This is a genomic window from Curtobacterium sp. ME26 (assembly GCF_903970945.1).
Taxonomy (GTDB): domain Bacteria; phylum Actinomycetota; class Actinomycetes; order Actinomycetales; family Microbacteriaceae; genus Curtobacterium; species Curtobacterium citri.
In genome coordinates this window covers 1-12755 of the sequence record NZ_CAJCKG010000066.1, presented here as the reverse complement: position 1 = coordinate 12755, position 12755 = coordinate 1, and the positions used below count along the sequence as shown (strand labels likewise).

At 72.4% G+C, this 12755-nt stretch carries 11 protein-coding genes and 1 tRNA gene; 1 reads left to right on the top strand and 11 read right to left on the bottom strand.

What is annotated here, in order from left to right:
- Positions 1 to 43 precede the first annotated feature (43 nt).
- The 3 genes from mshC to H7A69_RS15925 form a co-directional block, all read right to left on the bottom strand.
- The gene (gene mshC / locus H7A69_RS15935; protein ID WP_182047947.1) at positions 44 to 1288 is read right to left on the bottom strand and encodes a cysteine--1-D-myo-inosityl 2-amino-2-deoxy-alpha-D-glucopyranoside ligase; all 1245 of its coding nucleotides are present in this window, start codon (positions 1286 to 1288) and stop codon (positions 44 to 46) included.
- The gene (locus H7A69_RS15930) at positions 1285 to 2115 is read right to left on the bottom strand and encodes an undecaprenyl-diphosphate phosphatase (RefSeq protein ID WP_182047946.1); all 831 of its coding nucleotides are present in this window, start codon (positions 2113 to 2115) and stop codon (positions 1285 to 1287) included. The genes mshC and H7A69_RS15930 overlap by 4 nt, the downstream gene beginning before the upstream one ends.
- Positions 2116 to 2176: 61 nt before the next feature.
- Entirely contained in the window at positions 2177 to 3484 is a 1308-nt protein-coding gene (locus H7A69_RS15925) for a M20/M25/M40 family metallo-hydrolase (RefSeq protein WP_182047945.1), read from the bottom strand.
- Positions 3485 to 3660: 176 nt separating this feature from the next.
- Between H7A69_RS15925 and H7A69_RS15920 the strand changes: the two genes are divergently transcribed.
- Positions 3661 to 3746 (top strand) — tRNA-Leu (locus tag H7A69_RS15920).
- Positions 3747 to 3912: 166 nt separating this feature from the next.
- Here H7A69_RS15920 and H7A69_RS15915 read toward each other — a convergent pair.
- The 8 genes from H7A69_RS15915 to H7A69_RS17560 form a co-directional block, all read right to left on the bottom strand.
- The gene (locus H7A69_RS15915; RefSeq protein ID WP_259346268.1) at positions 3913 to 4494 is read right to left on the bottom strand and encodes a hypothetical protein; all 582 of its coding nucleotides are present in this window, start codon (positions 4492 to 4494) and stop codon (positions 3913 to 3915) included.
- 11 nt (positions 4495 to 4505) lie between these two features.
- Complete coding sequence (locus tag H7A69_RS15910; protein WP_182047944.1) at positions 4506 to 5645, bottom strand: zinc-dependent alcohol dehydrogenase; 1140 nt, start codon at positions 5643 to 5645, stop codon at positions 4506 to 4508.
- A gap of 94 nt (positions 5646 to 5739) precedes the next feature.
- Positions 5740 to 7227 carry an HD domain-containing protein gene (locus H7A69_RS15905; RefSeq protein ID WP_182047943.1) on the bottom strand — a complete coding sequence of 496 codons (1488 nt, stop codon included), beginning with the start codon at positions 7225 to 7227 and terminating at the stop codon, positions 5740 to 5742.
- 140 nt (positions 7228 to 7367) lie between these two features.
- Positions 7368 to 8696, bottom strand: coding sequence for an NAD(P)/FAD-dependent oxidoreductase (locus tag H7A69_RS15900; RefSeq protein WP_069710865.1), 1329 nt, complete (start codon positions 8694 to 8696; stop codon positions 7368 to 7370).
- Between the two features lie 35 nt (positions 8697 to 8731).
- Entirely contained in the window at positions 8732 to 8938 is a 207-nt protein-coding gene (locus H7A69_RS15895; RefSeq protein WP_069710864.1) for a hypothetical protein, read from the bottom strand.
- 9 nt (positions 8939 to 8947) lie between these two features.
- Positions 8948 to 10747 (bottom strand): DEAD/DEAH box helicase, encoded by a 1800-nt coding sequence (locus tag H7A69_RS15890; RefSeq protein WP_182047948.1) that lies wholly within the window; start codon positions 10745 to 10747, stop codon positions 8948 to 8950.
- Positions 10748 to 10911: 164 nt separating this feature from the next.
- A complete protein-coding gene (gene dinB, locus H7A69_RS15885; protein ID WP_182047942.1) occupies positions 10912 to 12162 on the bottom strand; it encodes a DNA polymerase IV in 1251 nt (416 codons plus the stop codon).
- A gap of 272 nt (positions 12163 to 12434) precedes the next feature.
- Entirely contained in the window at positions 12435 to 12641 is a 207-nt protein-coding gene (locus H7A69_RS17560; RefSeq protein ID WP_259346269.1) for an acyl-CoA dehydrogenase family protein, read from the bottom strand.
- Between the last annotated feature and the right edge of the window lie 114 nt (positions 12642 to 12755).

The window sequence follows — 12755 nt, the reverse complement described above, 5'->3', positions numbered from 1 at the left end:
GGTGCCGGCTGGCACCGCGCCTCCCGTCCGTCGCGGCCCGGCTTCAGCCCAGGCGGATGCCGAGCACGGCGTCGACGAGGTCGACGAGCTCCGGCGTCGCGCGCGTCCCGGCCGCGATGGCCGTGTCGACGGCAGCGACCGCTCCCGGCGTGTCCAGGTCGTCTGCGACCCGGGCCCGGATCCGGGCGATGGCCTCGTCCGCGTCGTCGACGTGCCCCTCGCGCGCACCGGTCGCCCACTCGTCCCACGACGCCAGGCGGGTCGTCGCGCTCGACAGCTCGCCGTCGAACCACTCCCAGTCGTCCGAGTACTTGTGCGACAGCAGCGCGAGCCGGATCGCCCGCGGGTCCGCGCCGTCGTCGAGCAATCCGCGCACGGTGACGAGGTTCCCGAGCGACTTCGAGATCTTCGACCCCTGGTAGGCGATCATCCCGGTGTGCACGAAGGCGTTGGCGAGCGGCTGGTGCGCGAGCGCGGCGGCGTGCCCGGCGCTCATCTCGTGGTGCGGGAAGACGAGGTCGCTGCCGCCGCCCTGCACGCTGATCGGCAGGCCGAGCTTGTCGCCCGCGATGACGCTGCACTCGATGTGCCAGCCGGGCCGTCCCGGGCCGAGCTCGGTGTCCCAGCTCGGCTCCCCGGCGCGCTCGGCACGCCAGAGCAGCGGGTCGAGCGGGTCGCGCTTGCCGGCGCGGTCCGGGTCCCCGCCTCGCTCGGCCGACAGCGCGAGCATGGTCTCGCGGTCCAGGCGGCTCTCGTCGCCGAGCGCCCACGCCTCGGTGGGGCGGTTGACGTCGAAGTAGACGTCGTCGCCCTCGGAGTCCTCGGTCGGCACGTCGTAGGCGTAGCCCGTCTCCTGCAGGTACGCGACCGCCTCGGCGATCCGCTCGACCTCGTCCGTCACGGCCACGAAGTCGTCCGGCGGCAGGACGCGGAGCGCCTCCATGTCGCGGCGGAACAGGTCGATCTGCGAGGCCGCGAGCTCGCGCCAGTCGACGCCGTCGCGCGTCGCCCGCTCGAGCAGCGGGTCGTCGACGTCTGTGGTGTTCTGCGCGTACGCGACCTCGAGCCCGGCGTCGCGCCAGGCCCGGCCGAGCGTGTCGAACGCCAGGTAGGTCGCCGCGTGCCCGAGGTGGGTGGCGTCGTAGGGCGTGATCCCGCAGACGTAGAGCGCCGCACGCTCCTCGCCCCGGGTCGGGTCGACGGGGTGCCCGGCCGCCGTGTCGTGCACGACGGGACGCGGGGCGTCCCCCGGGACATCGGGGACGGACGGGGCCTGCCAGGCCCTCACGGCTGGATCACTCCGAGCGACAACAACACGATGAGCACGATACCGAGTGCGATCCGGTAGACCACGAAGGGGAGGAAGCTGCGCTTGGCGATGTAGTTCATGAAGGCGGCGATCACGACGAACCCGACGACGAACGCGACGACCGTCGCGATGAGCGTGTCGACGAGGCCGAAGGGTGCACCGGTGTCGCCCAGGCTGGTCGCGGCCTCGTAGAAGCCGGACAGGAACACCGCGGGGACGGCGAGCAGGAAGGCGAACCGTGCGGCCGCCGGACGGGTGTACCCGAGTGCGAGCCCCATCGACACCGTCGCACCGGAGCGCGAGACACCCGGCACGAGGGCGAGCATCTGCGCCACACCGATGAGCAGGCCGCTCCGGAACGTCATCTGCTCGATCGGACGGACCTTGCGGCCGACGACGTCGAGCACACCGAGCACCACGCCGAAGACGATGAGCACGATCGCGACGATCCACAGCGACCGGAACGTCGTCTCGATCGAGTCCTTGAGCACCAGGCCGGCGATGCCGATCGGGATCGTGCCGAGGATGACCAGCCAGCCGAGGCGGACGTCCGGGTCGCCCTTCGGCACGTCGTGCCGGAACACCGACCGGAACCACCGCCCGACGATGCGGGTGATGTCCTTCCAGAAGTAGATGAGCACGGCGGTCTCGGTGCCGAGCTGCGTCACCGCGGTGAACGCCGCACCCGGGTCCTCCGCGTCGGGCAGGAACAGCCCGACGATGCGCAGGTGGGCGCTGGAGGACACGGGCAGGAACTCGGTGAGTCCCTGCACGAAGCCGAGGAAGATCGCCTCGAGGATGTGCATCGTGCGGGCCTTTCAGGGGTCAGCAGGCAGGACGGTGCCGCGCAGGCGACCCGGCAATGTATCAGTACGTCGCGAGCAGGTCCCCGAGGACGCGCCGCCCGAAGGCCAGCGAGGCCAGCGGCACCCGCTCGTCGACGCCGTGGAACATCGCGGGGAAGTCGATGCCTACGGGCAGCTGCAGCGGGACGAACCCGTACCCGGCGATGCCGAGCGTCGACAGGGCCTTGTTGTCGGTGCCGCCGGACAGCAGGTACGGCAGCACCGGGGCGCCCGGGTCGTGCCGACCGAGGACGTCGCGCACGGCGTCGACGAGCGGGCCGCCGAAGTCCTGCTCGAGGCCGACGTCGCGGAAGGACGTGACGACCTCGACGTCGTCGCCCGCCAGTTCGCGGACACGCGCGAGCACGGCGTCCTCGTCGCCCGGGAGGCACCGGATGTCGACGAGCGCCTCGGCCGTGTCCGGGATGACGTTGTGCTTGTACCCGGCGGTGAGCACCGTCGGGTTCGACGTCGTGTGCAGGGCTGCGTGGATGAACCGCGACGCCGAGCCCGTGGCCAGCGCGACCTCGTCCGGGCCGGTCGTCTGCGGGTCGACGCCGAGGAACCGGGCGACCTCGGCGACCATCGCCTCGGTCGTGGCCGACAGCCGGACCGGCCACTCCTCGCTGCCGATGCGCGCGACGGCGGCCGCGACCTTCGTGACGGCGTTGTCGCGGATGACGTGGGACCCGTGCGCGGCCGTGCCCCGGGCGACGAGCTTCACCCACATCAGGGCCTTCTCGCCGGTCTGCAGCAGGTACGCGCGCCGGTCCCCGAGCGTGATCGAGTAGCCGCCGACCTCGCTGATGGCGGCCGTGGCGCCCGCGAACACCTCCGGGTGCCGGTCGACGACGTGGTGCGAACCGAGCACGCCGCCCGCCTCCTCGTCGGCGAAGTAGGCGATGACGAGGTCCCGCTCGGGCGCACCCTGGCGCTCGATGACGTCCGACAGCGACGTCAGCATCATCGCGTCCATGTTCTTCATGTCGACGGCACCGCGGCCCCACAGCATGCCGTCGCGGACTACCCCGCCGAAGGGGTCGACCGACCAGTTCGTCGGGTCCGCCGGGACGACGTCGAGGTGTCCGTGCACGACGAGCGCCGGCTTGTCGTGGTCGCGACCCGGCACGCGGGCGACGACGCTCACGCGGTCCGGCTCCGACTCGAACAGCTGCGGCTCGAGGCCGAGGTCGCGCAGCGCCGCCTCGACGTAGTGCGCCGCCTCCGTCTCGCCGCGGGACTTCCCCTCGCCCCAGTTCGTCGTGTCGATGCGGATGAGGTCCCGCGCGATGGCTGCGGTGGCCTCGAGGTCCGGCTGGGCGTCGCTCATGCCCCGAGGCTACCGGGCACCCCGCGCCGGACCGCCCCGATCCGCGGCGACGTGCGGGACTCGCCCGGGATGCACGGCCGTGTGCAGCGGGCCTCCGGACCCGTGCTAGTGTCTTCTCTCGGCAGGAACGCCGGGGAAACAGCCCGGAACGACGGCCGAACAAGCGAAGAACACCTGTCCGGGTGGCGGAAATGGTAGACGCGCTAGCTTGAGGTGCTAGTGCCCGTATTAGGGCGTGGGGGTTCAAGTCCCCCCTCGGACACGAGAAGATGCGGTGCCCCCTGGCCTTTCGGCCCGGGGGCACTTCTCGTTGGTGCTTCCCCGGCGAGCATCGCCATCGCTTCGCTCAGGGCGACGAAGGCGGACGGGAGGCGCGGGGCGGGCTCGTACCGCGCCTCCCGACCGGCTGATGGGTCACCGGAGCTTCGTCAGCGACGCCGCAGGCGACGCACCAGCAGGACGACACCGCCGAGCGCCGCGAGCCAACCCCAGTTGGCGACCACCGGGTCGAGCAGCTGGTGCCGCCGGTCGCGGCGCGACGAGCCGGACCGCGAGGCCACCGGCCGGTTGCCGATCTCCGCCCGTACGCCGGTCTCGTGCACGACGCGGTCCGGACGGCCGCGCAGCGCGTCCGTCACCCGGTGCGTGGCGACGTCGATCCGGTCGCCGAGGACGAGGAGCATCCAGTGCGCCAGTCGTCCCTCGCTGAACCGGCGGTAGGCGTACCGCTTCACGACGCCGGCGAGCCCGGACAGCGGCTGCGCCGTCCCGAACACCGGCGTGACGTGGGCGTGCTCGATCGACCGTTCGCGGCCCTCGGCGCCGGGCTGCTGCTCCGGCACGTCCCAGTGCGCACCGGACGCGAAGCCGACCTCGCGGGACAGCTTGGGGACCGACGGGCGGTCGGCGGGGTCGAGGTCGCTCCCCCACCCGGGGATGCGCGCGCGGAGCTCCGCCGCCGTCGGGACGCGGCGGGGCGGATCGGCGATGTACGGGGTGTGGTCGGACACGGGTGCCTCCTTCACGGCACGATCACGGTCTTGATGCAGTCGTCGAGCTTCGACGAGAACAGGTGGTAGGCCTCGTCGATGTGCTCGAGGGGGATGCGGTGGGTGACGATGTCGCTCGGGCGGAAGTGGCCCGCCTGGATGTGCTCGAGCAGCCGTGGCCACTGGCGCTTCACCGGTGCCTGGTTCGTGTTGATGGTCAGGCCCTTGTTCATCGCGTCGCCGAACTTGACCGCGCTCGGGATCGGGCCGTACGCACCGACGGCGGACACCGTCCCGCCCTTGCGCACACCGTCGATCGCCCAGTTGAGCGCCGTCGGTGACCCGCCCTGCAGCTTGAGCTTCGACGCCGTGACCTGCTGGGTGAAGTTCCCGTCCGCCTCGGCACCGACCGCGTCGATCACGCTGTCCGCCCCGAGGAAGTCGGTCTGCTGCTTCATCTCGAGCACCACGTCGTCGACCTCGGCGAAGTTGATCGTCTCGGCGTGCGCGAAGGTCCGCGCCTTCTCGAGCCGGTACTCCAGCTGGTCGACCACGATCACGCGGCCCGCTCCCATGAACCACGCGGACCGGGCAGCGAAGAGCCCGACGGGTCCGGCGCCGAGCACGACCACCGTGTCGCCCTCGTGGATCGAGGCGAGCTGCGCCCCGAAGTACCCGGTGCTCAGGGCGTCGGTCATGAGGAGCGCGTCCTCGGCGTCCAGCCACTCGGGGACGACCGACGGACCGACGTCCGCGAAGGGGACACGAACCCGCTCTGCCTGTCCGCCGTCGTAGCCGCCGGTGGTGTGGGAGTAGCCGTAGATGCCGCCGACCGCGGTGGCGTTCGGGTTCACGTTGTGGCAGTTCGAGAACAGCCCCCGCGCACAGAACCAGCACGATCCGCAGTACACGTTGAAGGGGACCATCACGCGGTCCCCCACCGTCAGGCTGCTCACCGACGAGCCGACCTCCTCGACCACACCGATGAACTCGTGCCCGAAGGTGTGTCCGACGCGGGTGTCCGGCATCATGCCGTGGTACAGGTGCAGGTCGGACCCGCAGATCGCGGCCCGCTCCACCCGGACGACGGCGTCGTTCGGGTGCTCGATCCGGGGGTCCGGCTTCTCCTCGACGCGGACCCGGTAGGGCCCGCGGTAGGTCATCGCGCGCATGGGCGCTCCTCTCGCTCGTGCCGCCCACGCTCACCGACGCCACGTGCGAGCCGTTCCAGGTCCGCGCACGGCGTCCAGTCCGTGCCTCCGCGAGTCAGTCCCCGGCCGGGGTCGCCTCCGCCAGGCGAGCCGCCAGCCAGCGCCGCCCGGACGCCGCGTCGTCGAACACCCCGTCGTCCTGTGCCTCGGCCGCCTCGGCCAGGAGCGTGCGGAACCGCGGCCCCGGAGCGAGTCCGGCGTCGACGAGGTCGCGCCCGGTCACGAAGCTCGACCGACGCCCCGACACCTGGTGGCTCCGCAGCACGTCCAGCCACGCCCTGGCCGCGCTGCTGTTCGCAGCCGGGCCCCGGCCCTGCGAGTCCGCCTCGCAGACGAGAGCCCACGCCTCCGCGGTCGCGACCGCCCCACCGAGCCGCCGCAGGAGTCGGCGGGCGGCCGGGAGCGACGGCGGAGCGCCGTGGGTGGAGTGCGCCACCATGTGTTCGCGGACCAGTACCGCGACCTCCCGGACCACCGAGCGCGGCGCACCCAGGCGACGGAGCAGGGCGGCCGCGGCGACGGCCCCGGCCACCTCGTGCCCGATGCTGCGGATGCGGACCGACCCGTCGGCGTCGACGACCCGCTGCGTCCCGTCACCCGCCTTGCCGAGGTCGTGCAGCAGTGCCGCGAGCACCACGACGACACGTCGGTCACCGGCGACCCAGGACGCCCGGCAGGCCCGGGCTGCTGCGTCGGCAGCGAGGCCGCTGTGCACGTGCACGGGCCCCTCCGGGTGCCAGGTGGGGTCCTGCGGAACGTCGCGGACCGCGGCCAGCTCCGGCAGGTGCCGTTCCCAGTCCGTCGCGTGCAGGACGTCGAGCGCGGCGGACAGGTGGTCCCCCTCGGTGAGGCGCCGGACCTCGGGCCAGAGCCGCTCGTGCGCGATCGTGTCCCACCGGTCGCTCAGGGCCCGCGCGAGCCGGACGGTGTCAGGGTGCACCGAGAAGCCGAACCGCGCGACGAACCGGACGACGCGGAGCACCCGCAGCGGGTCGTCGCCGAACGTGTCGGACGTGTGCCGGAGCACCCGGTCCCGCGCGTCGTCGATCCCGTGGACGGCGTCGAGGAAGACACCTCGTGCGGGATCCCAGGCGACGGCGTTGACGGTCAGGTCGCGGTGCCGGGAGGCGACCGCGACCGCGCGGTCGAGGGCCGGGTCGTCGACGACCGCCCCGGGGACGACCGCGACGTCGAGGTTCGTCGCGTCCAGCAGCACCTTGCACACCGCGAACTGCGCGCCGACGGTCACGACGACGGCGCCGGCACGCCGGAGCGCGTCGATCACCACCTCCGTGCCCGGAGCGCCGTGCAGTTCGACGTCGACGTCGGGTTCGGTCGCCGCGGGGAGGGCGACACCCGCCTCCCGCAGCAGGGCATCCCGCACGGTGCCGCCGACGACGACCGGGCGTCCGACGGCCGACAGGACCTCGAGCACGCGCAGGGCGGCCGGCGGCAGACCGAGCACGTCGGCGGCGGCGGGGCAGCGGTGCACCGTGTCGTCGCGACGCGCGCCGCAGCGGGGGCAGGGGGTGGTGTCGTGCACGCAGGACCGTCCTCGGGGACCTCCGTGCTCGCGCACCGAGGGGGTCAGTCTGCCGCACCGGGCGCTCGCGCGCGACCCGTGGACGGACGGGAGGCGCGGTGCCAGCCGGCACCGCGCCTCCCGTCCGTCAGGTGGTGACGTCAGCTCTTGGAGGCCTCGACGAAGTTGCGTCGCGGGTCGGTCTCCTTGATGAGCGAGGTCGCGTCGCGACCGGACACCGCACCGGTGATCCAGCCGATGACGATCCGAACCTTCCGGTTCAGGGTCGGCATCGCGTACACGTGGTACGAGCGGTGTGCGAGCCACGCGAGCAGGTTCGTCATCTTGACGCCCTTGATGTTCGCCGCACCCTTGCCGACGCCGTACGACGCGACGGTGCCGATGGACGGGTGGCGGTACTCCTCGAGCGGCTTGCCCGTGATCGACGCGACCACGTTGTCCGCTGCGACGACGGCCTGGCGGACGGCGTTCTGCGCGTTCGGCGGGTAGTACGCCGGCTGCTTCTCGGCCGTCAGGTCGGGGACCTGCGCGACGTCGCCGAGGCCCCAGACGCCCGGGACGACCTCGTGCGTGTCCTCGGCCTCGACCTGGAGCTTCGCGTTCGCGGCGAGGTGCCCCTTCGGGCCGCGCGGCAGGTCGGTCGCGTCGAGGAGCGGGTTCGGCTTGACGCCGGCGGTCCAGACGAGCAGACCGGTGGCGAACTCGTCGCCGTCGGAGAGCTTGACGACGCCGCCTTCGCAGCTCGGCATGGTCGTCTTCAGGCGGACGTCGATGCCGCGGGCCCGGAGCGACTCGAGGGTCCACTTCGACAGCTCGGGGCCGACCTCCGGGGCGACGCGGTCGAGCGCGTCGATGAGGACCCAGCGCGGCTGCTCGCCGGCGAGCGACGGGTAGGTGGCGATGGCGGCCTGCGACACGTCGAACAGCTCGCCGATCGCCTCGACACCGGTGTAGCCACCGCCGACGAAGATGCTGGTGAGCAGGCGACGACGCTCGTCCTCGTCACGCGTCGCCGCGGCCTTCGCGATGTTGTCGAGCAGCTTCGCGCGGACGTAGGCGGCCTCCTCCACGGTCTTGAAGCCGACGCCGACCTCGTCGAGGCCCGGGGTCGGGAAGGTGCGCGTGACCGACCCGAGCGCGACGACGAGCTGGTCGTAGCCGAGGGTGCGGTCGTCGCCGCCGGCCGTGGCGATCGAGACGGTCTTGTCCTTCGACGAGATGCCCGTCACCTTGCCCTGGATGACGCGGGTCTTCTTGAGCGCACGACGCAGCTCGAAGGTGACGTCCTTCGGGGCGATGTGCCCACCGGCGACCTCGGGCAGGAACGGCAGGTACGTGTAGTACGTGTTCTGGTCCACGAGCGTGATGCGCATCGGCACGGTGGCGGCGTGCTTCTGCAGCTGCTTGACGGTGGTGTAGCCAGCGGAACCGCCGCCGAGGACGAGGACGTGAGGGATCGAGTCTGCCATGCGTCCGGTCTACCGGACTTTGGCCCCCGGTGTCATCAGCCGCGCGGGCGGTCGCGCAGACGCCACCACGCGGTCTCGGCGAGTTCGGGACCGGTGTACACCCCGTGCTGCGTCCGACGGGACTCCGTCAGGGAGAACGCGCGCAGCCGGTAGCCGCCGCCGAACCGGTCGACGATGGCCTCGGGTGACGCCTCGGCGTCGCGCCGGACGTACCATGTGCGGTCGTCCACGGGGTCGAGCACGTCGCGCGCCTACCGGCGTCCGCCGATGCGGGAGCGCAGCACGTCGATGCGCTTCTGGATCTGCTCGATGCTCGCCTGCGCCACGGCCGGACCGCCGCTGATCCGTCGGAGTTCGGCGTGGATCGCGCCGTGCGGCTCGTTCGAGTGGCGCGACCAGATCGACACGAGCCGCGCGAGCTCGGTGCGCTGCTCCTTGATCGTCTGGTACATCGGCCGGTCCGCGTCCTCCTTCGGCTTCGGCAGGCCGTCCTTCGCCGTGCGGCCCTTCGAACGCTTGGCCTGGGTCGCCTGGCGTGCACGGAGGAGGTCGCGCACCTGGTCGGGTTCGAGGAGCCCCGGGATGCCGATGAAGTCGAGCTCCTCGAGCGAGCCGACCTCTCCACCGGTGCCGAACTCGCCGCCGTCGTAGAGCACCCGGTCGAACGAGGCCTGCGAGTCGAGCGCCTCGAAGGGCTGCACCTCGAGCAGGCTCTCCGAGGCCCGGTCCTCCTTGTTCGCCTCGGCGACCATGGCGTCCTCGGGGTTGTACATCCCGTCGTCGGCGTCCTTCGGCCGGTCGAGGGCGTGGTCCCGTTCGAGTTCGAGCGACGCGGCCAGCGCCATGAGGTTCGGCACGCTCGGCAGGAACACGCTCGCCGTCTCGCCGCGGCGCCGGGCGCGCACGAAGCGGCCGATCACCTGCGCGAAGAACAGCGGCGTGCTGGCGCTCGTGGCGTACACGCCGACGCAGAGCCGCGGGACGTCGACGCCCTCGGACACCATGCGGACGGCGACCATCCAGCGCGACGTGTCCTCGGCGTACGCCTGGATGCGGCTCGACGCGGCGGCCTCGTCCGACAGCACGACCGTGGGCCGCTCGCCGGTGATCTGCTGCAGGATGCGGGCGTAGGCCCGGGCGGTGGTCGTGTCGGTGGCGATGACGAGCCCGCCCGCGTCCGGCACCCCGCGGCGCACCTCGGTCAGGCGCTTGTCGGCGGCGGACAGCACGGCGGGCATCCACTCGCCCTCGGGCGACAGGGCCGTGCGCCAGGCCTGGGCGGTGATGTCCTTCGTCACCTGCTCGCCGAGGGACGCCGACATCTCGTCGCCCATCCGCGTCTTCCAGCGCATCTGACCGGCGTAGGCCATGAACAGCACCGGGCGGACGACGCCGTCCTTGAGCGCCCGGCCGTAGCCGTAGTTGTAGTCGGAGATCGAGGTGCGGATGCCCTGCTCGTCGGGGGCGTACTGCACGAACGGGATCGGCGACGTGTCGGAGCGGAAGGGCGTGCCGGACAGCGAGAGTCGGCGGGTTGCCTTCGTGAACGCCTCGCGGATGCCGTCGCCCCAGGTGAGCGCGTCGCCGCCGTGGTGGACCTCGTCGAGGATGACGAGCGTGCGGCCGCCCTCGGTGATCTTCTGGTGCACCTCGGGGTTCATGCCGACCTGGGCGTACGTGATCGCGACGCCCTGGTAGTGCCGGCCGTACATCCCGTCACCGTTCTTGAACATCGGGTCGATGCGGATGCCCACCCGGTCGGCGGAGTCGGCCCACTGGCGCTTCAGGTGCTCGGTCGGTGCGACGACCACGATGCGGTCGACCGTGCCGCGGGCGAGGAGCTCGGTGGCGAGGCGGAGCGCGAACGTGGTCTTGCCGGCGCCCGGGGTCGCAGCTGCCAGGAAGTCGCGCGGCTCGGTCTCGAAGTACTTCGTCAGCGCCTCGACCTGCCATGCGCGGAGCTTCGACGCGGTACCCCAGGCGGCGCGCTCGGGGAACGCGGGCGACAGGTGCTCGGCCGCCGCGTTGCCGGCGTTCTCCGCCTGCTGCACGGCCTCGTCGTGGGGGCGGGCAGTGCCCTCGGCGACCGACTCCGGTCCGTCCGCGGACCGCTGTCCGGCACCGTCCGCGCCGCGCCCGGGACCCTCGTCCCACAGCGTCGCGGGCTGCTGCTGGTCGTCGTACTCCGCTGCGCTCACTGCACGAGATCCTACCGTCACGCCGGGTCCTGCCGGGCGTGCGGCGGGCGCTGCTCGGGCGTGCCGCGCACGAGCGAGGCCGGTCGGAGCACGCCGGGACCGAACCGTGCGGCGACCGCGTCGACGGTCGTCTCGGTCTCGCGCCACGGCGCGTCGTCGTCCCACAGCGCGTTGCTCGCGGCGGCGGGGACGAGGTTCTCCCCGCGGACGCCGATGAGTCGGATCCGGTTGCCCGGACGGTGCAGGACGTCGTAGAGCTCGACCGCCTCGTGGTGCAGGCGTTTGGCGACGTCGGTCGGCTCCGCGAGCGTGCGGGAGCGGGTCAGCGTCGAGAAGTCGGTGTACCGGACCTTCAGCGCGACCGTGCGGGCCTGCACGCCGGCCCGGCGCAGCCGCACGGCGACCTTGTCGGACAGGCGGAGGAGCTCCCGGGCGACGTCGTCGCGCTCGGTGAGGTCGCGACCGAACGTGACCTCGTGCCCGACCGACTTCTCGCTGACGCCCGTGTCGACCACGCGTGGGTCCCGCCCCCACGACAGGTCGTGCAGGCGCTGGCCACCGGCCGGCCCGAGTGCGGCGACGAGCGACGGCAGCGGGGTGTGCGCGAGGTCGCCGACGGTGCGGATGCCCCGGCGTTCGAGCTTCTCCTGCGTGGTGCCGCCGACGCCCCAGAGCGCGGACACCGGTTGCGGGTGGAGGAACGCCACGGTGTGCTCGGCGGGCACGACGAGCAGCCCGTCCGGCTTCGACCGGCTCGACGCGAGCTTCGCGACGAACTTGGTGGAGGCGGCGCCCACCGAGCAGTGCAGGCCGGTCTCGGCGAGGACGGCCGCGCGGATCGCCCGACCGATCTCCCACGGGGTGCCGTAGAGCCGCAGTGCGCCGGCCACGTCGAGGAAGGCCTCGTCGATCCCGAGCTTCTCGACCCGGGGCGTGAACTGCTCGAACACCCGCATGACCGCGGCGGACTTCGCGCTGTACTTCTCGAAGTGCGGTTCGACGATGACGGCGTTCGGGCACCGGCGCTTGGCGACGGCCATCGGCATGGCGGAGTTCACGCCGTACTTCCGGGCCTCGTAGGTGGCGGCGGTGACGACCGAGCGGTCGGAGTCGTGCCCGACGATGACCGGCAGGCCGACGAGGTCGGGTCGGTCGAGCAGTTCGACGGACGCGAAGAAGGCGTCCATGTCGACGTGCAGGACCGTCGCCGTGCGGTCGTCGACGGGACGGTCCGAGACCAGTCGGTTGCGTCCGTCCTGCTTGCTCACCCGGCGATGATGCCACGCCCCACCGACAGCGTCGGGGCTACGCCGGCGGGCCGTGGCGCACGCGGTCGCGCTGGCGGTGCACGTGCGTCGGCATCATCCGACGTTCCACGCGTCGATCGACGCGTGCGGTGTCGCTCGGTGCGCACGTACCGTCTGCACGTGCATGGTCCGACGTTCCACGCGTCGATCGACACGTGCGGTGACGCAGACCGCGTGCCGTGCCGTGCCGGCGCCGACGCAACGACGCCCGCCGCACCGCGGGAGCACCGGGGCTACGCCAGCGGGCCGAGCTCCGCCGCGGCGATCGTCCGCGCCGCCGAGTCCCGCGTCGACGGGTGGTACTGCCCCGCCCGGACGTCCCGTGCGAGCCGTGCGAGCTCGGACGACGACCGGTACGCCGAACCACCGGCGAGCCGGAGTGCCTCGTCCACGACGTGCTGCGCGGTGTCGACGGTCCGGGCCTTCGTCCCGACGAGCAGCGGGAACCACCGGGCCCCGAGAGATCGGCAGAGGGTCGCGGAGAGTATGTTAGGGTAGCGCGGTCTGTCGACCGTGTAGTGCGACGACCATCCGCTCCTGCCAGCGCGCGCTCT